Origin of the sequence: Actinomyces wuliandei (assembly GCF_004010955.1) — a bacterium.
GTDB lineage: Bacteria > Actinomycetota > Actinomycetes > Actinomycetales > Actinomycetaceae > Actinomyces > Actinomyces wuliandei.
In genome coordinates this window covers 387,026-410,157 of record NZ_CP025227.1, presented here as the reverse complement: position 1 = coordinate 410,157, position 23,132 = coordinate 387,026, and the positions used below count along the sequence as shown (strand labels likewise).

The window sequence follows — 23,132 nt, the reverse complement described above, 5'->3', positions numbered from 1 at the left end:
CGTGCTCCTGGGCGTCACTCGGCTGGGTGGCTGGCAAGGTATCCGCCACCCAGTCTTGCTCCCGGCTGTCAATGCGGCCAGTGCTCCGCGATGTGACGGCATCCGACGAGCGCACGACCCGACCTGTGCGACGCAGGCCCACCCAGTAGGTCACGGATCAGTGACGTTGTCTCATCCGCCCACGAGGACGTACAACCCTCCTTAGGATCGTGGTTGTGAACACAGTAGTTCCCTGCCTGTCCACCGACTCCGCCGCAGGTGGCCCCGGTTCCCCGACACCCCTGACACGACATGAAGTATTTTCTTGAAAGGACTAAGGACACTGACATGCCCGCAATCGTGTGGCCCAGCTCCAAGGCTAAGGACGCAACCGACAAGGACCCCTCGCTCCAGGCGAAGATGGGCCCGTTCCTGAGCAAGCTCGGCAATTCAGCCGCCAGCCCCGGGCTGCACGTGGAGCCGATCCGTGGCGCCCGGGACAAGCGTGTGCGCACCGCCCGGGTGACCAGCTTCTACCGCGCGGTGCTCTTCGAGCTCGACGGCGGCGGGGAGCCCATCTACGTGTTCCATGGCATCTGGCCGCACGATGAGGCGATCAGGATCGCCAAGTCCGTGACCGCGCGCGTCAACCCGTCCAACGGGACCACTGAGGTCACCCGGATCCAGGACGCCATCGCTCAGGGCGCCGAGGCGGTGGAGCAGGCGCGGCGCGAGGCCCAGGCCAGGCTGGCTGCGGCCAGGCGTGAGAAGGAGGAGATCGAGCGCGAGGCCGCCCGTCTTCAGGCCGCCAATGCGCGGACGCACCAGAAGAACCAGGAGAACACTGCGGCTACTGCACCCACCCCGGTGGTGGGAGCAGCGGGCGCCCCGGCGACGGAGGCGCCCGCTGCGCAGCCGCCCGGCCCGGTGGCGCAGGCGCTCCCCGGCGCGCTGGCCACCCCCGCCCGGGACGCCGCCCCCTCCTGGCCGCAGGGACTCACCGTGGAGTTGCTGCGCGACGAGCTCGGCATCGACGTGCGGCTCGCCGCCGCAGCTCTTGCCGCCACCCGCGAGTCCCAGCTGCTGGACCTGACCGCCACCGCAGAGATCCCGTGGCAGGGGGAGGCTCTCCTTAATCTGGCCACAGGCTCCACGATTGATGACGTCCGCGAGGACTTCGAGCTGCGCCGCCCGGAGCACGTTCCCACCGAGCCCTCCGACCTCGAGCTCATTGAGGGCCTGCGCACGCGCGCGGCCCGCTCCTCCTTCACCTGGATCGAGACCGACGAGGACCTACGCCGTGCCGTGGAGGGGCTGAGCTTCGCCCAGTGGCAGCTGTTCCTCCACCCCCAGCAGAGGGCGCTGGTGGATCGTCGCACCAACGGGCCCATGCGTATCGCTGGTGGTGCGGGGACGGGCAAGACCGTCGTCGCCGTGCACCGCACGGTCGATCTCGCTCGCCGTGACGCCCGGTCAGGCAAGGACACTCGGATCCTCCTGACCACTTACACACGCAACCTGGCTGACGACCTGCGCCGTCAGGTGGCCGAACTTGCACCACGGACCACCTTCGCCAACCGAGTGGGACAGGACGGTGTCATGGTCAGCGGCCTGGACCGGATGGCACACACGATCCTCCAACAGGCCGACGAGGCCCTCGCACCAGTAGCGCAGGAGGTGCTGGGGCGCCGATGCACCAGCGTGCCGTCCGTGGCCCGGGGGAACCTGTGGCAGGAGATCCTGACTCTTATGGGGGAAGCCTTGCCCGAGCCCCTGCGCTCGGCGGATTTCCTGGCCTCGGAGTACGAACTGGTGGTACTGCCGCAGCGTGTGACCACGCTCCAGCAGTACCTGCGCATTCGGCGGCCGGGCCGCGGTGTGGCGCTGGACCGGCGCAAGCGGGCGGCCGTATGGACCGTGATCGAGAAGTATCGGGACCGCAGTGCCGAGCTCGAGGTGGCCTCCTTCGCCGAGCTGCTGGCGCTGGCCGCCGCCTGGCTGGACGCCCAGGCGGCCCAAGGCGTCCCCCGCCCGTACCAGCACGTGCTGGTTGACGAGGCTCAAGACCTGGCCCCGGCTCACCTCCAGCTGCTACGGGCCCTGGTCGAGCTCGGCCCCGATGACCTGTTCCTGGCAGAGGACTCCCACCAGCGGATCTACGGCAAGAAGATCACGCTCAGCCACTACGGCATCCAGGTGCGGGGGCGCTCACGGCGGCTGACCAGAAACTACCGCACCACACGGCAGAACCTGGCCCTGGCCTTCGAGATCCTGGAGCGGGGGACGTATAAGGACCTGGAGGGCCAGGCGGAGCAGCACCACTATGTGTCCCCCAGGTCCGGACCCGAACCGCTGCTGCTGCCCGCCACCGACCACGTCGCCGAGCTCGACGAGGCAGCCACGCTGCTACGCCTGTGGCTGGAGGAGGACCGCGACGCCGACCGAGGCGGGGCGGAAGACAGCAGGCCGGAAGACAGCAGGTCGGCCGGGCCGTCCCCGGACGGAGAGACCGGGGTGCAGGGCGACGGCGGGGCGCCTGAGGCCGGTGGCAGGGAGCCGGAAACCATCGCCGTCCTGGTGCGTGACCGCTACCAGCGTGACAACGTGGTCACCGGGCTGGCGCAGCGGGGCGTGGAGGTGCGTCCCGTTGACCGTGAGGCGGTGGGCCGGGGGATGCCGGTGGTCATGACCATGCACCGCGCCAAGGGGCTGGAGTTCCGCAAGGTGCTGTTGTTTGACGTCTCCGCTGACGCCATCCCCCGCTCGCTCCAGGACCAGCAGTACTCCCAGGCCGACCACGACGACGCGCTGCTGCGCGAGCGCTCGCTGCTGTACGTGGCCGCCACCCGCGCCCGCGACCAGCTCGCCATCTCCTGGAGCGGTCAGGCGAGTCCGTTGCTGGAAGGGATCAGTAAGGCGGAATAGTCGACAACGTGCGCGGCCTGCCGCAGCTCGTGCTCGCGACGGCGTGCTGCAAGAGAGACCGCATGCTGGTCGCGCCACCGCATCGGGGTGTGGAGAGCCGACGCCGATGTACCTCGTCGTCACAATCACGGTGCACGCGTCACAGGGGTGGTCACAGTGTCAGCAGGAACCGAGAACGTTAGTTGTGCTCGCACCCCGCCCACGGCACGCACGCTCGCCTATCTACGACGAGCCGCCTTCAACTGCCCGGCCCCAAGCACAAGCAGCACTCCCGCCAAGGCGATTATCCCACCGCAAGACTGCTGGTGACCACAATGACCCGTGACGCGACTGCTCGCCTTCTCCGCAGATGCAGACTCACGGCCACCGCCCGAGCGTTCCGCCGCCACAAGCGCCCGATCAGCCTCCTTCGGCGCCGGAACCGGGTCACGCCCCTCCCGCAGACGATCGGAACCAATGCCGTTGCCAGCACCTAGATCGGCCACGATCGACCCTGAATTATTTTCCCGAACGGCAATCTTCCCCTCTTGGTCGCGCAACCACACCAACTCGTCACTCCGGCGCATCACCCGGCGAGCACGAGTCACAGTTAGCGGATGCTTTGCGTCCTCAAGGCCAAACATGACTACGACCAACCACACAAACACTAGCGCAGCGACTAGAATCAGCCTGAGCGCGAAAACCACCGGGGTCGACGCCGACAAAGCATAAAGCAATAAATACGTAGTCGTCAGCACCAAGACTCCTCCTACCAATAGGGCCACAATAATCATGACACCCCCTCCAGCCTTACCCCAGCTCCAGGCGTAGGCCACACAGCGCACGCAGAAAGCATCGAGCATTGCCAGAAAGGAGAGCAGCCCAATAACTCGAATCATCGGAAGAGGAACTGCTGCCCACACTAGCAGCGAGGTGACAAGCAGTGCCGCCCCGAAAACAAACCACCGGCCAACACGCGCCGCCTTACCGTACTTCCGCACCGCGTCTCGAGCCTCCCGATCTGATGCAACCTTACTTCGAATCGCGCAATAAGTACGCCCATAGTCCCACCATATTTCGCGGCGCCGACGCCCAACGTCCTCCAGCACGTACTCCACAGTATGCCCGTACAACCATATTGGAACAACAATCGACGCAGCCACAACGACCCACATTGGCCACACCGATTCAACCAATACCAGTAATGGTCGCTCCAAAAACATCTCAACGTCGGGCGTCCACAACAGGCAGGCACCCAGCATGGGAACCCACAGGCAGTACATCGCCAACCAGAACAGCAGCGCCCCTCCCGGTGCCCCCAAGACGCGGTCGCCAATCGTCACAGCAGAACCGCCGCTCCGCCTGACAGATGCGCGAACTCGAAACCCAAGTACCGCGACCACGCCGCACTCAACAGTAAAAAGGCTCGCGACCAACGTTATCCCCGTGGACACCGAGGCATCCATACCGAACGGGCAATGATTGAGCCGCTCCGCCCCGACAACCTCAGCAGCGACCAGACACTGCCTACCCGCCCTCCTAATGTCCATCAACCTCGAGAAGAACACCTCTGGGTAATAGTCGAGGCGATACTCGACCATTACCCACAACGCCCACACACAAACACCCAGCAGTCCGGGCACCGTCAACATAGCGAGGTTACCGCCATGCTCCCACATCAATTTTCTCTCATAACGTATATTCCGCTTCTCCCTTGGACTTCCCGCAGTCCCTCGACCTTCTCCCAAACTCGGGTCCACCCCCAAGTCAGGAGGCACAAACACGTCCTTGCCCTTCAAGGAAGAGCACCCCCGCATTAGCCGGGCCAGGAACCTCCCCTTACCTCCCAACTGCCCCGCCCCCGAACCGCTCTCGGCGTCCTTCTTGCGCGTGGCCTCCCGCAACTCAGGATCCTGACCTGCACCACTCTTCGTAGCCTCGCCCTCCACAATCATCTCTTTTGGCAAACGTGCCGCATCACCACACACGCCTTTATGCTCATTCATGACTACCTCGGTTCTCCTCAGTCGGCCAAGTTTGTGAGCGGAGCCAGCAGCTCCCACCCGCAGCCACACTGCCACGAAGGTCCGACATGAACATGTCTGGGGCGCACGAGCCGCACGCCGGCACCCATGAGCCACCAACCACCAGCCGTGAACAACGCCGGAGTCAGTATCTTGTCGGCGCGAGACGAGGACAGTCCCAACAGCACACACGGTCAGCGGTCAGCTCTCCGCTCGTAGGCATGCCGATCTAGTGGCCATACCCGGTCTTCAATGGCGTAAGGCAAGCAGGGGATCGTACAGGCGGACCGATCCTTGGCACCGCTGGCCCGCACGCCTGGCCACGGCACCCTCCGGTGTCCCGCGCCATCCGATCCATCATAGGCACTCCCGGCTCAGGCTCCGTGCCTGTAACGTCAGTGTCCAGGTACAGACACACGCTCACCTTCGAGCGCACAGCACTGCCACGGGCCGCTTTTGGTCCGGCAGTCCCAGTCCGGTCTGCCCCACCGACCCAGTCACCAGCCACGCCCGTCCTGCCGCAGAGGGCACCGATTCCTCACAGACGACCGAATCTTCACATGTGACTGACGTGCCAGTAGATCTATGAGGATTCGGTACACCTGGCGTATGAGGAACGCGTCGCCCTCAACGAGTGCGGCACCGCCACGTTGTCCACGCCACCCTCATCAGCAAGGCAGTCTCCCCCTCACGACGTTCTCCCTGTCACTGCGTTCTCCCTGGCCACTCCCGGCCCCACCCCGCCTCACCGGACGCGGCCCACAGCCAGACCTCCTCACCCCTGCCCACTCCTCACCCCCCACTTCACCCCTCATCTTGCCCTGACGCGGCGTGAGGCAGATAGGCTGCTCCGTAGCGGACGAGACCAACCCGGGACGTCCAAGGCAGTCCAGCCCTCCACGGACCTGTCCGAGGACCTTCCCCGGACCACCCGAGGACACTGATGCTTCTTCGACTCCTACGTACCTTCCTGCGCCCCTACACGCCTCTGCTCGCGGGCGTCCTGGTGCTCCAGCTCGCCCAGGTCATGGCCACCCTGTTCCTGCCTACCCTCAACGCCGACATCATCGACCGGGGTGTGGCCACGGGCGACACCGCCTACATCTGGCGTGTCGGCACCCTCATGCTAGGGGTCAGCCTGGCGCAGGGTGCCTGCTCGGTGGCGGCCACCTGGCTGGCGGCCCGCTCCGCCATGGGCATGGGCCGCGACCTGCGGGGCAGGATATTCGAGCGGGTGAGCAGCTTCTCGGAGCGGGAGGTCTCCGCCTTCGGGGCGGGCTCCCTCATCACCCGTAACACCAACGACGTCCAGCAGGTGCAGATGCTGGTGCTCATGAGCTGCACCATGCTGGTGACGGCCCCGGTCATGGCGGTGGGCGGCGTCGTCATGGCGGTCAGCCGTGCCCCGTCGCTGTCGTGGATCATCGCGGTGAGCGTGTCGGTGCTGCTGGTGATCGCCGTCCTCATCGTGCGCCAGATGATCCCCCTGTTCCGCTCCTACCAGGAGCGCCTGGACGCCATCAACCGGGTCCTGCGCGAGCAGCTCACCGGTATCCGGGTCATCCGGGCCTTCGTGCGCGAGGAGGCGGAGACGCGGCGCTTCGAGTCCGCCAACCACGACATCGCCTGGGTGGGCGAGCGGGTCGGGCGCCTCTTTGTCACCCTGTTCCCCCTGGTCATGCTGGTCCTGGACGTCTCGGTCACCGCGGTCATCTGGTTCGGCGGCCGCCAGGTGGAGCAGGGGCAGGTCGAGGTGGGCACCCTGGTGGCCTTCATGGCCTACCTCATGCAGATCCTCACCGGCATCATGATGGCGGGCTTCATGAGCGTCATGATCCCGCGCGCCGCCGTGTGCGCCGAGCGCATCAGCGACGTCCTGGCCACCGACCCCACCCTGACGGTGGCCCCCGACGCCGCCACCTCCTTCCCGTCACCGGGTGCGGTGGAGATGCGCGGCGTCTCCTTCGCCTTCCCCGACGCCGAGGAGAGCGTCCTGGAGGACCTCAGCTTCACGACGCAGCCCGGGACGACGACGGCGGTGGTCGGCTCCACCGGCTCGGGCAAGTCCACCGTGGTGTCCCTGCTGACGCGCCTGGCCGACGCCTCCCAGGGCCAGGTGCTCATCGGCGGGGTGGACGTGCGCCAGGCCGACCCGGAGGCCCTGTGGCGCCAGCTGGGCCTGGTTCCGCAGAAGGCCTTCCTCTTCGCGGGGACCGTGGCCTCCAACCTGCGCCTGGGCCGGGAGGAGGCCACCGACGAGGAGCTGTGGGCCGCCCTGGAGGTGGCCCAGGCCAGGGACTTCGTCGAGAACATGGAGGGCGGCCTGGAGGCCCCGATCGCCCAGGGAGGCACCAACGTCTCCGGGGGCCAGCGACAGCGCCTGGCCATCGCCCGGGCCCTGGTGCGCCGCCCGTCGGTCCTTCTCTTCGACGACTCCTTCTCTGCCCTGGACGTGGCCACCGACGCCCGGCTGAGGGCGGCCCTGGGGCCGGCCACCCTCGGGGTCACCAAGATCGTCGTGGCTCAGCGGGTCTCCACCGTCACCGACGCCGACCAGATCCTGGTCCTGGACTCCGGGCGCCTGGTCGCCCAGGGCACGCACGCCGAGCTGCTGGACAGCTCGGAGATCTACCGTGAGATCGTCACCTCCCAGCTGGGACAGGAGGCAGCAGCATGACCACGCCCCGCAGCACCGCTGAGCCCTCCACCGCACCGGAGGCCAAGCAGGAGGCCGGGCGCGACCCCGCGACCGAGCAGGAGGCCGAGCTGGCGGCCCAGGCCCACGCCTCCTCCGACGACTGGTCCGCAGGCCCGCCCCCGGGCCGTGCCCAGGCGTTCTGGCCCTCCTTCACCCGGATGCTGGGCCTGCTCGCCGCCTACAAGGGGACGCTCATGGTCGTGGTGACCACCAGCGTCGTGGCGGTCGTGCTGTCCGTGGCCGCCCCCCGGGTCCTGGGTGAGGCCACCAACATCATCTTCGAGGGCGTGGTCTCCATGATGATGCCCGCAGGCTCCACCAGCGATCAGGCCGTGGCGGCCCTGCGGGAACGGGGCATGGACGACCTGGCCGCCATGGTGGAGACCATGGACGTCACCCCCGGGGCGGGGATCGACTTCTCCCGGCTGGGCCAGATCCTGCTGCTGGTGCTGGCGCTCTACGTCGGCTCGGCCTTCCTCATGTGGCTGCAGGGCTTCCTGCTCAACCGCATCACCATCACCTCCATGTACCGGCTGCGCGCCCAGGTGGAGCACAAGATCCACCACCTGCCCCTGAGCCACTTCGACCGTGTCCAGCGCGGGGAGCTGCTCAGCCGGGTCACCAACGACGTCGACAACATCACCAGCACCCTCCAGCAGTCCCTGTCCGGGGCGGTGACCTCGATCCTCACCGTCGTGGGCGTGCTGGCCATGATGCTGTCCATCTCCTGGCGGCTGGCCCTGGTGGCCATGATCATGGTCCCGCTCATGGGGGCGGTCTTCGGCGTCATCGGGCCGCGCTCCCAGAAGGCCTTCACCCGCCAGTGGGCCCGCACCGGGCGCCTCAACACGCGTGTGGAGGAGTCCTTCTCCGGCCACGCCCTGGTGCGCGTCTACGGGCGCACCGACTCCGTGCGCGAGGCCTTCGCCCAGGAGAACGAGGAGCTCTACCGCTCCGCCCTGCGTGCCCAGTTCCTCTCCGGGATCATGATGCCGCTCATGCTGTTCATCTCCAACCTGTCCTACGTGGCCGTGGCCGTGGTCGGCGGGTTCATGGTGGCCTCGGGCAGCCTGCGGCTGGGGGACGTCCAGGCCTTCATCCAGTACTCCCAGCAGTTCTCCCAGCCCCTGGGCGAGCTGGGGGGCATGGCCACGGCCGTCCAGTCAGGCACCGCCTCCGCCGAGCGGGTCTTCAACCTGCTCGACGCCGAGGAGGAGCGCCCTGACCGCCCCGCCACCCAGACAGCTGAGACCGCTGGCAGCGCCACCACGGCGGGCCGAAGCGGCACCATCGTCATGGAGCACGTGCGCTTCTCCTACTCTCCCGACACCGAGCTCATCCGGGACCTGTCCCTGCGGGTGGAGCCGGGGCAGACCGTGGCGATCGTCGGCCCCACCGGGGCGGGCAAGACCACGCTGGTCAACCTGCTCATGCGCTTCTACGAGGTGGACGGCGGCCGCATCCTCCTGGACGGGCAGGACACCGCCGCCATGACACGCCAGGAGGTGCGCCGTCGTACCGGCATGGTCCTGCAGGACCCGTGGCTGTTCGAGGGGACCGTGCGGGACAACATCCGCTACGGCCGCCCCGACGCCACCGACGAGCAGGTGGAGGCCGCCGCCCGGGCCTGCTACGCCGACCACATCATCCGTGCCCTGCCGCAGGGCTACGACACGGTCCTGGAGGAGGACGCGGCCAACATCTCCGCCGGGGAGCGCCAGCTGCTGACGATCGCGCGGGCCTTCGTGGCCGACCCCGCCGTCCTCATCCTGGACGAGGCCACCAGCTCGGTGGACACTCGCACCGAGCTGCTGGTCCAGCAGGCCATGAACGCCCTGCGCCAGGGCCGGACCAGCTTCATCATCGCCCACCGCCTGTCCACAATCCGTGACGCCGACACGATCCTGGTCATGGAGCACGGCGACATCGTGGAGCAGGGCGGCCACGCTGAGCTGCTGGGGCGTGGGGGCGCCTACGCGCGTCTCCACGCCGCCCAGCTCAGCCGATGAGGCGGTGGCGAGAGATCGTGGCCTCCCGCCCCGGTCCCACGCCGATGGCGGAGACCCGGCACCCGGCCAGCTCCTCAATGCGCAGCACGTAGTCCTGGGCGGCGGCGGGCAGGTCGGCAAAGCGACGCACCCCGGTGATGTCCTCACTCCACCCGGGCAGCTCCTCGTAAACAGGTACCGCGTGGTGGAAGCCGGTCTGGGTCAGCGGCATCTCCGTGGTGACCTGGCCGTCGATGTCATAGGCCACGCACACGGGGATCGTCTCATGGCCAGTGAGGACGTCGAGCTTGGTCATGACCAGGTCGGTCAGGCCGTTGACCCGGGCGGCGTAGCGGGTGACGACGGCGTCGTGCCAGCCGCAGCGGCGCGGGCGGCCCGTGGTGACCCCGTACTCACCGCCCTCGGCGCGCAGGCGCTCGCCCACGGCGTCGTGCAGCTCGGTGGGGAAGGGCCCCTCGCCCACACGGGTGGTGTAGGCCTTGACCACGCCCACCACGGAGTCGATCCGGGTGGGGCCCACACCGGTGCCAGTGCACGCGCCCCCGGCTGTGGGGCTGGAGGAGGTGACAAACGGGTAGGTTCCGTGGTCGATGTCAAGCATGGTGGCCTGGCCGGCCTCGAACAGGACCGTCCTGCCCTCGTCAAGGGCCCGGTTGAGCACCAGGGAGCAGTCCACCACCATGGGGCGGATGCGCTCGGCGTAGGAGAGCAGCTCGTCGGCCACGGCGTCGGGGTCGATGGCAGCCCGGTTGAAGACCTTGAGCAGCAGGCTGTTCTTCTGGTCCAGGGCGGAGTGGACCTTCTGGCGCAGGATCGAGGGGTCGAACAGGTCCTGGACGCGGATGCCCACCCGGTTCATCTTGTCGGCGTAGGTGGGGCCGATGCCCCGCCCGGTGGTGCCCAGCTGGCGCGCCCCCAGGAAACGCTCGGTGGTGCGGTCCAGGACCCGGTTGTAGGAGGGGATGATGTGGGCGTCGGCACTGACGAGCAGGCTGGAGGCGTCCTTGCCCCGGGAGGTGATCTCCTCGATCTCGCTGAACAGCACCTCCAGGTCCACCACGACGCCGTTGCCGATGACGGGGGTGACGCCGGGGGTGAGGACGCCGGCCGGCAGGAGGTGGAAGGCGAAACTCTCCCCGTCGATGACCACCGTGTGGCCCGCGTTGTTGCCGCCGTTGAACTTGACGACGTAGTCGACGTCCTGACCGAGCTGGTCAGTCGCCTTGCCCTTTCCCTCGTCCCCCCACTGGGTCCCGACGACGACAACGGCTGGCATGGCCTCTCCTGCTGTGGTGATGCGGTGACGACGTGCGGCGCGGCGACAGGGCAGACACGTGCGGTGCCCGGACAGCACGGGACAGCACGGCGCCATGTACGGCTACGCTGCGCACGCCGCAGGCCAGCCTACCCGAGGGGTGGGGCACCTACCCGAGCTGGCACCTCAGCCCACACCGTAGCGCAGGCGGGTGGCCTCATCGTAGGCGTCGTCAGCGCGGCTGACGGACTCCCGACCCGTGGAGCGCTGGGTCCTGGCCGCCTCAGGACTGCTGACAGTGACCACGGTCGGCTCAAGGTGGTCCAGCGGACCGTCGAGGTCGCGGGCCTCCACGGTGACAGGCAGGGTGAGCATCTGCCCCTCGGCCAGCTCCGGGGTGGTGTAGGTGGCCGACAGGACCGCGCCCACGGCGGCTGCGGTAACGGCGTCGGCGCCCTGCCCCAGGACCAGGCTGGCCAGCACCTGGGCGTCGGCCTGCACCGTGAGGCGGCTGCCCGCAGGGACCGGGGCGGGTCCTGCGGAGCGCAGGGTAACGCTGCCGGGGTACCACACGTGGTAGCCCTCCCCCCAGGTCAGCATCTGCCACCCTGCGCCCACGCTGGCTCCCCACAGCTCGGTGGTCTGTGTGCCAGAGGCGTGCGCCTCCTGCTGCGCCTGGGCCGGGCCCGCTGGTAGGGAGACGGTGATGCTGGTCCCCTCCGGCGCCTCCACGGTGTCCTGCGGGTAGGTGAGGCTCCTCGTGGATCCCAGGCACAGCAGGTAGGAGCGGCCCTGGGGCAGCGCCTCCCCGAGGACGACCGTGGCCTGGGCAGGAGCTGAGGAGGGCGTAGAGGGGGCCGTGCCGGAGGGAGCGTTGCTGTAGGAGCACTCCAGGGCCTCTCCGTCCACGGTGAGGCCCGGAGCGGGGTTGGCCTCGTACAGCCGGGGGTCCCAGGTCACGCGGACCTCAGTACCCTCGGGCAGCGGCGCCGACCCGGCGCTCAGGAGGCCGCCGAGGACAGTCGGCACCTGCACGACCGCACCGTTAGCGGTGGCCACCTCGACGAGATCGCCGCCCGCCTCAATGGTGACCTCCGGGTCCGCCGCCCGTGCCGGGGCCGCCTGGAGCAGGCCCAGGCAGGCCGTACCGGTGGTGACGGCCACGGCGATCAGGACGCTGCGGCGCCCCACCGTCCGGGTGGTGCGGGTGGTTAGAACACTGTCACAGTAGTCTGATGTCGTCATGTCCTGTGGTCCTTATCTCCGGGGTCTCTTCTCCGAGCCCCTTCTCTCTGGTCTCTTCCCTGGTCTCTCCGGAGTCCGTGCTCCTGTACCTGTCATATCTATCGCCTGGTACCGGCTCGCGGTGCCTGACGCTGTCTGACGGTCTCGTGCTGGCTCGCGCTGTCTCTCGCTGTCCTGTCGTGCCCCGTCTGCGTCCTGTCTGTCCTGGTCCTGCGACTGCTACCCCATCCCGCAGACGACCGCGCCCGTCGTTGCCGCCAGGCTCTGCCAGGGCGGGGGACCCTGGAGGAAGGGCAGCACCCACGGCTGCCACACCAGGGCCAGCAGAAGCATCAAGGTGATGAACACCAGTGCGGGAACTACCCGACGCACCCACACCCCCACACGCTCAGCCCACCACCCCAGCACTATCACCACCACCAGGGTCACAGCCATCGGAGCAGACACCACCACCGCCTGCCAGTACAGCGGCCAGCACCCCTCGTACAGGCACGGAGCATGGTCCGGCAGCGCAAACTGAAGATTCTCGCCAAAGTGCATCAGCGCAGCCCCGGACAGCAGCGACCAGCAGGCCACCGTAATCGCCCACGCATCACGCCCCTGGTGACGCACCGCCCCCGCGCTCAGACCAAAACCAGCACCAAAGAAGACAGTCCACCACAGCCACCCAGGCGTCCACAAGGACTGCGACGCGTCCCTGCTGGTCCGCAACGGAACTGGGTGAATAGCCATAACATAGTCGAACCCAGCAAAGTGACCCCACAGCCAGAGCACGGCGCAGGTCGGAACCACCAGCGAGGCCACCACCAGCAGGTCACGGGCCGCCCTCCCCAGGAACCGCGCCAGCCACCGCCCCACAGGCATCACGCCACCATCCCTCCAGGCCAGTGCACTAAGGTGCTCACGCCGTCAGCCTCTCCAGTGCCTGGGCAAAGAGCTCGCCGCAGATTCGAGCCTGCTCCGGGGTCGGCGCCGTTTTAGCTCCGGCACCTCCCCTCAGCCGATCGCCAGACAAAGGAAAGTTGACTCCACCCACATCTATCCCGTCCACCATGGCGGAGAACATGCTGACCACGTTCTGCGGGGAGCTGTCAAAGCGCCCGGAGTAGAAGGCCCGCAGACGCTCCTGCTGCGACATGGCGAGCTGGGTGCGCAAGGTGTCCGACGTCCGTGCCGGGCTGGGCTCGGCCAGGCCCACTACCGTCAGCCAGGCGTCGGCGTCAGCCACCAGGTCCGCCACCCCGAAGCCGGACTCCACTCCCTCCACCGCGAGCCTGGCCCGCATCCAGGTCTCCTGGTCCTCTCCGCCACCTCCCGTCTGCCACTGACCGAAGAGCTGGTAGAGGTCGAGCATCCACCCGCCCAGGTCCCCCAGCCCGTAGGTGGTGGGATCGGAGGAGCCGGGCCAGGTCACATACCCCATGGCCGCAGCCGCCCAGTGGGCGACGTCCGTGGTGACGGCCGGCCTGGAGCCCATGACGGAGGTCAGCCTCCCCTCGCACAGGATCCTGGCGGCAGCCAGCCCCGCGCCGTCGTCGGTGTCAGGGGTGTAGGCCATCCACATGCCGCTGGCGGCGGTGTACCAGTAGTCCGGCTTGCGCAGCCACCCCAGGATGAAGGAGCCCACCATGGGCAGGTACCGTCTCAGGTCCGTCAGGTCCGGGGTCCGCGCCGGGGTCAGGGCCAGCTCGCAGACCACCTCGGCCCGGACGAACCACTCAAACAGGACGTGGAAGCCGGTCTCGGTCGCCGCGCCGTCCACCTCCAGCGGCGGTGAGACCACCCCCGTCAGGTCAACGGCCTCCGCCCGCCGGGACACCACCACGTGGTCCACCGGGGTGGCCGTACCCCCCAGGTCCTCGCTGACCTCCACGATCTGGTTGTAGTGCCACCCCGGCGGCATGGGGAAGCCCATGTTCCCGGAGAACCCGGTGGACATCCCCAGCACGTAGGCGGCCACCGCGTAGTCCTGGGCCATGACCAGGCGGCACACGTTCCGCGTGGCGTAGACCCCCACCCGGAACCGGTAGGAGTCCACCTCCCCCATCACCTCGTTGACACCCCGGAAGAAGTCCATGACCGGCCCCACGACGGCGTCCCCGACCGGGTCGAAGTCCACGGTGAAGTAGATGATGCTGTCCGCAGGCAGCCCCAGCACGCGCCCGCGCTCCAGGGCCTCCTGCCCCTGGGTGCGCCCCTCCTCGTAGGTCATGTGGGAGACGTCGTTGTTCCAGCGCTGGTGGATCGGCACCAGCCTCAGGCCCGCGCTCCTCAGCGCGTCCAGCTCAGGCCCGGTGATGTACTTGCCCGACCCCACGGTGTACCTGCCCGCGTGGGTGTAGCCGCGCTCGGCCGCTCCCTGCGCCCGGCCACCCAGCAGCTGGGCGCTGGTGTCAAAACCCTTGGTGGCCACGCTGGTGTCACCGCTGGACACCAGCAGGCTGCACCAGGTGGTGTAGTCGCCCGCACCCGTCTCCGGGATCTCCATGAAGGACTGGAACACCCGGACCACAGCCTCCGTGCCCGTGCCAAAGGACGACGCCAGGGAGACGTCGTACCCGTTGAGGATCATCGCCGCGTGAAAGAGCTGGACGAACCGCGTCGCCCCGTCGGTGCTGCCGCTCCTCACCTGCGCTGAGCCCCTCAGGCCGGAGCGCGTGCCCCTCCCCGAAGTTGCCGTTGGCCTCGCCGTCAGCCATCCCCATCTCGAACTGGAGCGCCATCAGCAGGGCTGTCTGCACCTGGCGGGAGTGGACACCGTCGCAGGGCACCAGGGCGAAGTCCCGGCGGTCCACGTAGGTTCCGTTGAGCCACTGCTGGACCTGGCGCACCTGGGGCACCCCACCGTAGTCCTCCAGCACGTCGTAGGCGTCCATGGACAGCAGGGAGGCCATGAGTTTGACGTCCACATAGCTGCCGCCGCCCAGGCCCAGGTCCTCACGCACCCGCTCCACGGAGGGGACCATGGCGTCGTAGGTGACCGTGACCAGGTCGTCCAGGATGACGCCGGTACGTCCCTTGCACCACAGGGCGCCGCTGAGGACACGCAGGATGTTCTCAGGCACGGTGGCCTGGGAGTCGATCCGGCCCACCCGCTCCTGGAATGCGGCCGTCGTCGCCGGGCCGAAGCCGGACGACAGCGGGGACACACCCAGCTCGTGCTGGAGGGCGCGGCGCAGCCCGTAGATCGTCGCCCACCCCGTCTGCCCGTCCTGCTCCAGGGGCACCCACCCGGCGACCCCGGAGTAGGTCTCGTTCAGCCACCTCTGGGTGCCAAACACCTGCGGGTCAAACATGCCTCGCCCCTCCTTGGACGCACAGGGACTCGCGCTCCTACGCGCGGAGGCTCACGACCACGGGGAACCGTGAGCCCTCTCACCGTAGCAAAAAGGTGTGCCGGGCGGAAGAGGTGGAGCAGGCCCAGTGGCTGCCCCAGGCACGACGTCGGCCCCGGCACCACAGGGGTACCGGGGCCGAGCCTCAGCGCCTCACCGGCGCCGCAGCAGCGTCACCAGGCTCAGCGCCTGGCCGAGCCCACCGAGCCCAGGCGCTCGCAGGCCTCCACCACGCGGGCGGCCATGCCCTCCTCAGCGGCCTTGCCCCAGGCGCGCGGGTCGTAGGTCTTCTTGTTGCCGACCTCGCCGTCGATCTTGAGGACGCCGTCGTAGTTCTTGAGCATCCAGTCCGCCACGGGGCGGGTGTAGGCGTACTGGGTGTCAGTGTCCACGTTCATCTTGATGACGCCGTTGCGCACAGCGGTGGCGATCTCCTCGTCGGTGGAGCCGGAGCCGCCGTGCATGACCAGGTCGAAGGGGGAGCTGGTGTCACCCACCTTGGTGGACAGGCGGTCCCCCAGGCGTGCCGCGACGTCGTCCTGGATCTCGCCCAGGATCTCGGGGCGGAGCTTGACGAAGCCCGGCTTGTAGGAGCCGTGGACGTTGCCGAAGGTCAGGGCGGTGATGTAGCGGCCGTTCTCACCCAGGCCCAGGGCCTCGATGGCGCGCCAGGCGTCGTCGGCCGTGGTGTAGAGGTTGGCGTTCTCCTCCCCCTTGATGCCGTCCTCCTCGCCGCCAACGGCGCCGATCTCGATCTCCAGGACGGTGTTGGCGGCCTTGGCGCGCGCCAGCATGTCCACGGCGATCTCGATGTTGTCGTCCAGGGACTCCGCCGAGCCGTCCCACATGTGGGAGTTGAACATCGGCACCTCGCCCCGCTTGACCTGCTCGGCCTCCATCTCCAGCAGCGGGAGGATCCAGGGCTCCAGCATCTTCTTGGGGCAGTGGTCGGTGTGGAGGCCGATGGTCACGGGGTACAGGTCGCCGACTGCACGGGCGTAGGCGGCGAAGGCGACAGAGCCCTTGACACGGTCCGCCCGGGAGGAGCCGGACCAGTAGGCCGCACCACCGTTGGAGATCTGGACGATGCCGTCAGACTCGGCGTCAGCGAAGCCCTTGAGGGCGGCGGACAGGGTCTGGGACGAGGTGACGTTGATCGCGGGAATCGCGTACTTGCCGGCCTTGGCGCGGTCAAGCATGTCTGCGTAGGACTCCGGGGTTGCGATGGCCACTGGTGCCTCCTTGAGGTCGATGATGTGTCAGTGGTACGGGCCTGATTCTTCCACGATTTGGCGTCGAGGTGTAGCAGATGATGGTCCCAGAGGCGCAGCACGTGCCCACCGTGCGCGGGGCGAGCGCCTCAGGCACCTCTGCACACGCCTCTTTCACCCCTCCCTGCACATCTTCAGCCTCTCCAGGAACCCGTTGACCGCATCGATCCGCAGAACCACGTACCGAGCACGCGCGCAGGAGCGGTGAAGATGTGCACAACGGAGCCTGCTGCACATCTTCAGCCTCTCGTGGAGGCCTCGCCCGTTCCAGGTGCCTGGTATTCCGCGTAAGCACGTCGGGCGCCAGTCGCGAAGATGTGCAGCCCGGGAGGCCGGGAGGCCGGGAAGCCGGGAGGCCTGCAGGTGGGCTGGTGCCCGGGTCAGTCAGGAGCAGGCCCGGCGTGCTGGAGGACCCAGGTGTGCATAGCGACCGCCGCAGCCGCAGCCACGTTGATGGAGCGGGTGGAGCCGTACTGGCCGATGCGCAGCAGCCGGGAGCACTCAGCCTGGAGCCCGGCGCTGATCCCCTCCCCCTCGGAACCGAAAACCATGAGGCAGTGCTGGGGCAGTGCAGCCTGCTCCAGCAGGCCCGCCCCGGGACCGTTGTCGATCCCGACCACCTCGTAGCCCTCGGCACGCGCCCATGCCAGGAGGTCGTCCGGCTGGGCGTGGTGGTGCACCTCCAGATAACGGTCAGTAACCATGGCCCCGCGCCTGTTCCAGCGGCGCCGCCCGACAATGTGGACCCCGGCCACGTTGAAGGCGTTGGCACTGCGCACGATGGAGCCGATGTTGAGGTCCTGGCTGACGTTCTCCACGGCGACGTGCAGCGGGTGGGCGCGCTCGGCCAGGTCAGCCCGGATCGCCTCGACGCTCCAGTAGCGGTACCGGTCCACCACGTTGCGCCGGTCCCCCTGGGCGAGCAGGTCGGGGTCGTAGCGAGGGTCCTCGGGCCAGGCCTGCGGCCCGTCCGGCCACGGCCCCACCCCAACCTCACGGGTGTCGGCCGGGACGTCGGGCTCGGGAGCGTAAGGCGGCACGCTACCGCAGTCTGTCATGGCCGCTGGCACCTTTCCTGTTCTGCCACACAAAGTACCTGACCACGGACAGGCCACTCACGGCGGGCACCCGCTGCCTCGCTTCTTGCATAGAAGCCTTTCCACCAGCCGGTCGTAGCCCTCGGGATCTGCCGGGCGGACGTACCGCCGCTGACGGAGCAAGATGTCCAGGCAGTCGTACGCCTGGGAACGCGTCACCCAACCCGCCGCCGTAGGCGAGCAGCTCTGCGGTACCGAGGCACCGGTCCACAGCCTGCTCTGCATCCGCATGGGACCGGGCGCCCCGGTCATCAGTAAGAAATATAGAGCCATAGAGCTCCGGGCGCCTGCGGATAACGACGATCGTCTCTGCCTCACCGAAGTGGCTGGCAGGACCGTCGCCAGGACTGAGCATACGGTCCCGCAGCGCCTTTATATCAACATGCTCGGCCTCATCCGGGTGGATCGGCTGTCCACACAGGCCACGAACCTGCCGGTCCGCCCTTTCGAGCCCAAGAATCCTCTGGCTGCGACGCCACTCATACTCAATGGACGCGCACCAATGACCCCGCCCTCTGGTGAAGCGCTCCAGCAGGTCCACCCTGCCCAGGACCGCCATATTGATGAGGACCGTGTTGTCAGGGAAGAAGAAGGGGCTATCAGTCACGCTCAGACCAGCCCGTCAAGAAGGTCAGTACGGAGCTCATCCGCCATGCTGTCAGCCTGGTCGCCCACGCTGACCTCCTCCCCCTCCACAGGGGTACCGAGGGCCCAGGCCAGGGTCTCCTGGGAGGCACGGCCGGAGTCAACCGCGCCACGCAGGTCGGTCAGCAGCCTGAGGGGAAACCTTCTTCGTGCGGCCAGGGCCATCCGCTCTGTGACGTCCTCGGCAGTCGCCACCGCTGGCGGGAGGTGCTCCTCGACGAGTCGCAAAGTGGTGAGCTGGAGGGCTGCCGCCACTGGCTCTGGCACACCGAGACGCAGGTACCGCAGCCGCGTGCGCAGCGCCTGGGTGGACACGCCCAGCTCCCAGACCCGTTGCGCGATGACCGCAGGGGTGACCGCCCAGTCGAGAGCACGGATGTGCTCGGCTGGCATCAGCAGCTCAGCAGCGAAGGCGTTTGCCCTGTTCTCCGCGTGCTGGGCAGCAGCCTCGCCCGGGGCAGGCGAGGTCCCAAGGGCAATATGACCCAGCTCGTGAGCGAGGGTGAAGCTGCTTCGGAACCACTGGTCGGTTGCGCGCAGGACGATGACGTCGTGCCCCCCCCAGCCGGAGTGAGTACCCGGGATTTGACAACGGGATGACGACGACGTCGACTCCCAGATACTCCTCGACACGGTTGGCAAAGTCGTGGACAAACCCCTCACCCAGGAGCTGGCGCGCCCTGTCCGGCGTCGTGCGGACAATGGGAGGGCTCATGCAGCGTAGGCCTGGCGGTACAGGAGTGCGACGGCTTCCAGAGCCTCCTGGTCATCATGCGGATCACAAGAATAGGTCCTAGACATGTTGTCGTAGTCATGCCGGGCGACCACGCACACCTCGAAGGGGTCCTCCTCACCGGTGACCAGCCAGTGCATGGACGCGCCAAGACGATCCGCGATCTCAGCCAGCTCCAGCGCCGCAAAGGTACGCGTGCCTGCAAGAGACTTTGACAGAGCGGGCTCACTGAGACCGACGGACTGCGCCAGGGCGGTCTGCGTCAGCCCGCTCTCGCGCAGCGCCTTTCTCACCCGGGCTCCGATGGTGCTCACAGGCCAAGTCTACGCGGGTCTTGCCATAATCGAAAGACTCACGTCAGGGGGAGCAGGCACTGGATAATCCTTAGGGCCTGGACTTGGACACCAGCCACTGGCAGACCGGACGAGCCTACGAGGCACGACCACTGGCACACCAGGAACGAGGCGCAGCACGTCCCCACCCGAGCCGTCAGCCTCCTGAGTCACCCCAGCCCCAGGTCCTCCAGGCCCAGGGCCGCGTAGTAGGGCAGGCCCGCAGCCTCGACACGCTCACGCGCCCCGGTGGCCCGGTCCACGACCACGGCCACGGCCTGCACCTCGGCACCGGCCTCACGCAGCGCCCCGACGGCCTCCAGCGGGGAGCCTCCAGTGGTGGAGGTGTCCTCCAGGACCACGACACGTCGGCCCGCCACCTGCGGCCCCTCGACCCGGCGCCGCATGCCGTGGTCCTTGGCGGCCTTGCGCACCACGAAGGCGTCCAGGTCCAGACCTCGGGAGGCCGCCGCATGCAGCATGGCGGCTGCCACCGGGTCCGCCCCCATGGTCAGCCCGCCGACGGCGTCGACCTCCTCCGGCCCCAGCCCCGCCTCCTCCAGCATGTCCAGCATGACGTGCCCAATGAGCGGGGCCGCCTCGTGGTGGAGGGTGGCCCGGCGCATGTCCACGTAGAAGTCTGACTCAAGCCCGGAGGCCAGGGTGACCTTCCCCCGGACCACGGCCAGCTCGTTGACGAGTCCGGCCAGGCGGGTGATGTGGGAGTCGTTGGTGCTCACGGCCCGGAGTCTAGCCGCTGCGGCCCAGGACGCTGGAGCAGCACCAGGCGCAGCCCGCCACCCCTCCACGATCTGCCCGCAACACCTCCGGGGCACAGCGCACAGCACCACCCTGCCCAGGCGGGGTCCTGCTCAGGCAGGTGCCCTCAGGCCAGGACGGCGACAGCGGCGTCGTAGTCCGGCTCGGTGCGGATCTCCGGCACCTGCTGGGCGTGGAGGACTGTGCCATCAGCGTCCAGGACCACCACGGAGCGCGACAGCAGCCCGGCCAAGGGGCCGTCCGCCATGGTCACGCCGTAGTCCGTGCCGAAGGTGGAGCGGAACGAGGAGCCGGTGACCACGTTGTCCAGCCCCTCGGCACCGCAGAAGCGGGCGGCCGCGAAGGGCAGGTCGGCTGAGACGCAGACGACGGTCGTGTTCTCCAGCCCGGAGGCGAGCGCGTTGAACTGGCGGACGGAGGTGGCGCACACACCCGTGTCCACCGAGGGGAAGATGTTGAGGACCACGCGGCGGCCCGCGAGGGACTGGCTGGTCACCGGCGCCAGGTCCGCGCCGACCAGCTCAAAGGCCGGGGCCTGGGTGCCGACAGCCGGGAGGTCGCCGACGGTGCTGACAGGGTCGCCTTGGAGCGTAATGGAAGCCATGAGACAACAGTCCCAAGTCTTCAGCAGACACGCCAGGGAAGGGCCGGACTATTCCGCTGGCTGCGTAGGAGGCGTACCGCCGGCAGACGCAGAACGGGAGGTACCCGCCACCCGGCGCACGAACCAGCGGGGCGCGGTGCGCAGCAGGGCGCTGGCACTGCGGTAGCGCAGGCTCGGGGTGCAGATCACCTGGCCACGGCGCACCGCCGCCAACCCCTCAGCAGCCACACGCTCGGCGTCCAGCCACACCGGCCCCCTCCAGGTGGCCTCGTCCACCCCTGCGGCGGCGTGGAAGCCGGTGCGGACCAGTCCGGGGCACAGCGCCGTAGCGGTCACGCCGCTGCCCTCCAGCTCGCTGGCCAGCCCCTCGGTAAAGCTGAGGACCCAGGCCTTGTGGGCGGCGTAGGTCCCCATGGCGGTACGCGCCGTCATTGAGGAGACGTTGAGGATCGCCCCGTGGCCGCGTGCGGTCATGGCCTGGGCGGCCGCGTGGGACAGGACGAGGACCGCACGCACCATGACGTCCAGGGCCCGCTCCTCGCGAGCCAGGTCCCCGCCGACAAAGGACTGCCCCAGGCCGAACCCCGCGTTGTTGACCAGCAGGTCCACCGCCCGGGAGCCCACCTGCTCAGCGGTGTGCGGGGCCGAGGTGCCCCCCGGCCCGCTGGGGGCTGACTGCCCCTGGCGCAGGCGCTGCGCCACCCGGGCGCAGTCCTCGGGCACTGCCAGGTCAGCAGCCAGCACCTGGGCACCGACTCCTGCGATCTGGTGGAGCTCGTCGGCCAGGTGGCGCAGCCGCTGCTCGTCGCGAGCGACAAGGACCAGGTCGTGGTGAGCCTGGGCGAGCTGCCAGGCGAGCTCCAGACCGAGCCCGCTCGTGGCGCCGGTGACGAGTGCGGTTCCCATGGGGCAAGGCTAGCGCGCCTCGGGGCGGGGGTCGTCGGGCAGCTCCGAGTCCCGGCCCAGCCCCAAAAGCCTGCTGCACATCTTGGGAGTCGACTCTCGCCAGACGAGGTCAGCAAACTCGTGGATTCTCGGGAGACCGCTGCTCTCACAGACAACCAGCACACCCGAAGATGTGCAGCACCATGCGTGATGCACATCTTCACCGCACGTTGTCGCCCGCTCACCGCACACCCACCCTGCTCCTGCCCACGATTCCGCCACAGACTCCTCTCCCCTGCCCCAGCATCCCGCCTGAAGATGTGCAGCACCGTGCGGAGGCGGCCCTGAGGCCACCAGGCCATCGCGCTGGAGCCGGTACCCTGCCCTCATGCGCCTTGCCACCTGGAACGTCAATTCCGTCCGCACCCGGGTCGAGCGGGTCACCGCCTTCCTGGAGCGCGAGAACATCGACGTGCTGGCCATGCAGGAGATCAAGTGCCGACCCGACCAGTTCCCACACCAAGCCTTCGAGGCAGCCGGGTACGAGGTAGCGGTCCACGGCCTGGACCAGTGGAACGGGGTGGCCGTGGCCTCCCGCGTCGGGCTGTCCGAGGTCGTGACCTCGTTCCCCGGCCAGCCAGGCTGGGTCCGCAAGGAGGGCCAGGAGCCCGTGGTAGAGGCCCGGGCGCTGGGAGTGACGGTCGGCGGGCAGGCTGCGGTCGGCGGCGGCACACAGACACCAGCCAGCGGCGGGCAGGAGGACAGTTCCACCCTGCCAGCAGGGGGCGCCCCCGGCTCCCCAGGTGACGGCCCGGGCACGCCGACCGGGACCGTGCCGCTGCGGCTGTGGAGCCTGTACGTGCCCAACGGCCGCGAGCTGGACCACCCCCACTACCGCTACAAGCTGGACTGGCTGGCCGCGCTGCGCCAGGCGGCTGGCGGCTGGCTGGAGGCGGACCCGGGCCTGGCGCTGGCACTGGTGGGCGACTGGAACGTCGCCCCGCGCGACGAGGACGTCTGGGACGTGACCGCCTTCGACGGCGCCACCCACGTCTCAGCACCGGAACGGGAGGCCTTCGCCGCCTTCGAGTCGGCGGGCCTGAGTGAGGTGACGCGGGAGCGGGTCACCAACTACACCTACTGGGACTACCAGAAGCTGCGCTTCCCCCGCAACGAGGGGATGCGCATCGACTTCGTCTACGCCTCGCCCGCCCTGGCCTCCCGGGTCGGCGGTGCCGCCATCGACCGCGACGAGCGCAAGGGCAAGGGTGCCAGCGACCACGTGCCCGTCATCGTGGACCTGGAGGGGTAGGTAGGGTTACGTACACCACCGGCG

The 23,132-nt window shown here is 68.5% G+C and carries 17 protein-coding genes; 4 read left to right on the top strand and 13 right to left on the bottom strand.

The features are described 5' to 3' along the window. The first annotated feature begins 327 nt into the window (after nucleotides 1-327). Entirely contained in the window at nucleotides 328-2,904 is a 2,577-nt protein-coding gene (locus CWS50_RS01715; RefSeq protein WP_127841410.1) for a UvrD-helicase domain-containing protein, read from the top strand. Between the two features lie 218 nt (nucleotides 2,905-3,122). On the opposite strand, the gene CWS50_RS01710 is transcribed toward CWS50_RS01715, so the two are convergent. Beyond that, nucleotides 3,123-4,889 (bottom strand): hypothetical protein, encoded by a 1,767-nt coding sequence (locus CWS50_RS01710; protein WP_127841409.1) that lies wholly within the window; start codon nucleotides 4,887-4,889, stop codon nucleotides 3,123-3,125. Nucleotides 4,890-5,850: 961 nt separating this feature from the next. Between CWS50_RS01710 and CWS50_RS01705 the strand changes: the two genes are divergently transcribed. Both CWS50_RS01705 and CWS50_RS01700 read left to right on the top strand, forming a co-directional pair. Continuing rightward, entirely contained in the window at nucleotides 5,851-7,584 is a 1,734-nt protein-coding gene (locus tag CWS50_RS01705) for an ABC transporter ATP-binding protein (RefSeq protein ID WP_127841408.1), read from the top strand. Continuing rightward, the gene (locus CWS50_RS01700) at nucleotides 7,581-9,614 is read left to right on the top strand and encodes an ABC transporter ATP-binding protein (RefSeq protein ID WP_127841407.1); all 2,034 of its coding nucleotides are present in this window, start codon (nucleotides 7,581-7,583) and stop codon (nucleotides 9,612-9,614) included. Before CWS50_RS01705 ends, CWS50_RS01700 begins: the two co-directional genes overlap by 4 nt. On the opposite strand, the gene CWS50_RS01695 is transcribed toward CWS50_RS01700, so the two are convergent. The 12 genes from CWS50_RS01695 to CWS50_RS01645 form a co-directional block, all read right to left on the bottom strand. Continuing rightward, nucleotides 9,604-10,890 carry an adenylosuccinate synthase gene (locus CWS50_RS01695; RefSeq protein WP_127841406.1) on the bottom strand — a complete coding sequence of 429 codons (1,287 nt, stop codon included), beginning with the start codon at nucleotides 10,888-10,890 and terminating at the stop codon, nucleotides 9,604-9,606. The two genes, CWS50_RS01700 and CWS50_RS01695, sit on opposite strands and share 11 nt — an antisense overlap. Before the next feature lie 165 nt (nucleotides 10,891-11,055). Then, the gene (locus tag CWS50_RS01690; RefSeq protein ID WP_127841405.1) at nucleotides 11,056-12,114 is read right to left on the bottom strand and encodes a hypothetical protein; all 1,059 of its coding nucleotides are present in this window, start codon (nucleotides 12,112-12,114) and stop codon (nucleotides 11,056-11,058) included. Nucleotides 12,115-12,333: 219 nt separating this feature from the next. Continuing rightward, nucleotides 12,334-12,981: a hypothetical protein gene (locus CWS50_RS01685; RefSeq protein WP_206610449.1), complete on the bottom strand. Its 648-nt coding sequence runs from the start codon at nucleotides 12,979-12,981 to the stop codon at nucleotides 12,334-12,336. A 34-nt stretch (nucleotides 12,982-13,015) separates the two neighbouring features. Next, nucleotides 13,016-14,602: a glycoside hydrolase domain-containing protein gene (locus CWS50_RS01680; protein ID WP_243118492.1), complete on the bottom strand. Its 1,587-nt coding sequence runs from the start codon at nucleotides 14,600-14,602 to the stop codon at nucleotides 13,016-13,018. Beyond that, nucleotides 14,535-15,410 (bottom strand): hypothetical protein, encoded by an 876-nt coding sequence (locus CWS50_RS13345; RefSeq protein WP_243118405.1) that lies wholly within the window; start codon nucleotides 15,408-15,410, stop codon nucleotides 14,535-14,537. Before CWS50_RS13345 ends, CWS50_RS01680 begins: the two co-directional genes overlap by 68 nt. Before the next feature lie 221 nt (nucleotides 15,411-15,631). Further along, nucleotides 15,632-16,681, bottom strand: a complete 1,050-nt coding sequence (fbaA, locus tag CWS50_RS01675; RefSeq protein WP_127841402.1) for a class II fructose-bisphosphate aldolase — start codon at nucleotides 16,679-16,681, stop codon at nucleotides 15,632-15,634. 419 nt (nucleotides 16,682-17,100) lie between these two features. Beyond that, a complete protein-coding gene (locus CWS50_RS01670) occupies nucleotides 17,101-17,778 on the bottom strand; it encodes a TrmH family RNA methyltransferase (RefSeq protein ID WP_127841401.1) in 678 nt (225 codons plus the stop codon). Nucleotides 17,779-18,426: 648 nt separating this feature from the next. Continuing rightward, nucleotides 18,427-19,095 carry an ImmA/IrrE family metallo-endopeptidase gene (locus CWS50_RS01665; protein ID WP_164860046.1) on the bottom strand — a complete coding sequence of 223 codons (669 nt, stop codon included), beginning with the start codon at nucleotides 19,093-19,095 and terminating at the stop codon, nucleotides 18,427-18,429. Nucleotides 19,096-19,173: 78 nt separating this feature from the next. After that, a complete protein-coding gene (locus CWS50_RS01660; protein ID WP_127841399.1) occupies nucleotides 19,174-19,509 on the bottom strand; it encodes a helix-turn-helix domain-containing protein in 336 nt (111 codons plus the stop codon). A 188-nt stretch (nucleotides 19,510-19,697) separates the two neighbouring features. Beyond that, nucleotides 19,698-20,267 carry an orotate phosphoribosyltransferase gene (gene pyrE / locus CWS50_RS01655; RefSeq protein WP_127841398.1) on the bottom strand — a complete coding sequence of 190 codons (570 nt, stop codon included), beginning with the start codon at nucleotides 20,265-20,267 and terminating at the stop codon, nucleotides 19,698-19,700. A 146-nt stretch (nucleotides 20,268-20,413) separates the two neighbouring features. Continuing rightward, nucleotides 20,414-20,911: a thiol peroxidase gene (gene tpx, locus CWS50_RS01650; protein WP_127841397.1), complete on the bottom strand. Its 498-nt coding sequence runs from the start codon at nucleotides 20,909-20,911 to the stop codon at nucleotides 20,414-20,416. 48 nt (nucleotides 20,912-20,959) lie between these two features. Further along, nucleotides 20,960-21,817 carry an SDR family NAD(P)-dependent oxidoreductase gene (locus CWS50_RS01645; RefSeq protein WP_127841396.1) on the bottom strand — a complete coding sequence of 286 codons (858 nt, stop codon included), beginning with the start codon at nucleotides 21,815-21,817 and terminating at the stop codon, nucleotides 20,960-20,962. Between the two features lie 367 nt (nucleotides 21,818-22,184). Here CWS50_RS01645 and CWS50_RS01640 point away from each other — a divergent pair, with 367 nt between their 5' ends. Then, entirely contained in the window at nucleotides 22,185-23,108 is a 924-nt protein-coding gene (locus CWS50_RS01640) for an exodeoxyribonuclease III (RefSeq protein WP_127841395.1), read from the top strand. Nucleotides 23,109-23,132: the final 24 nt, after the last annotated feature.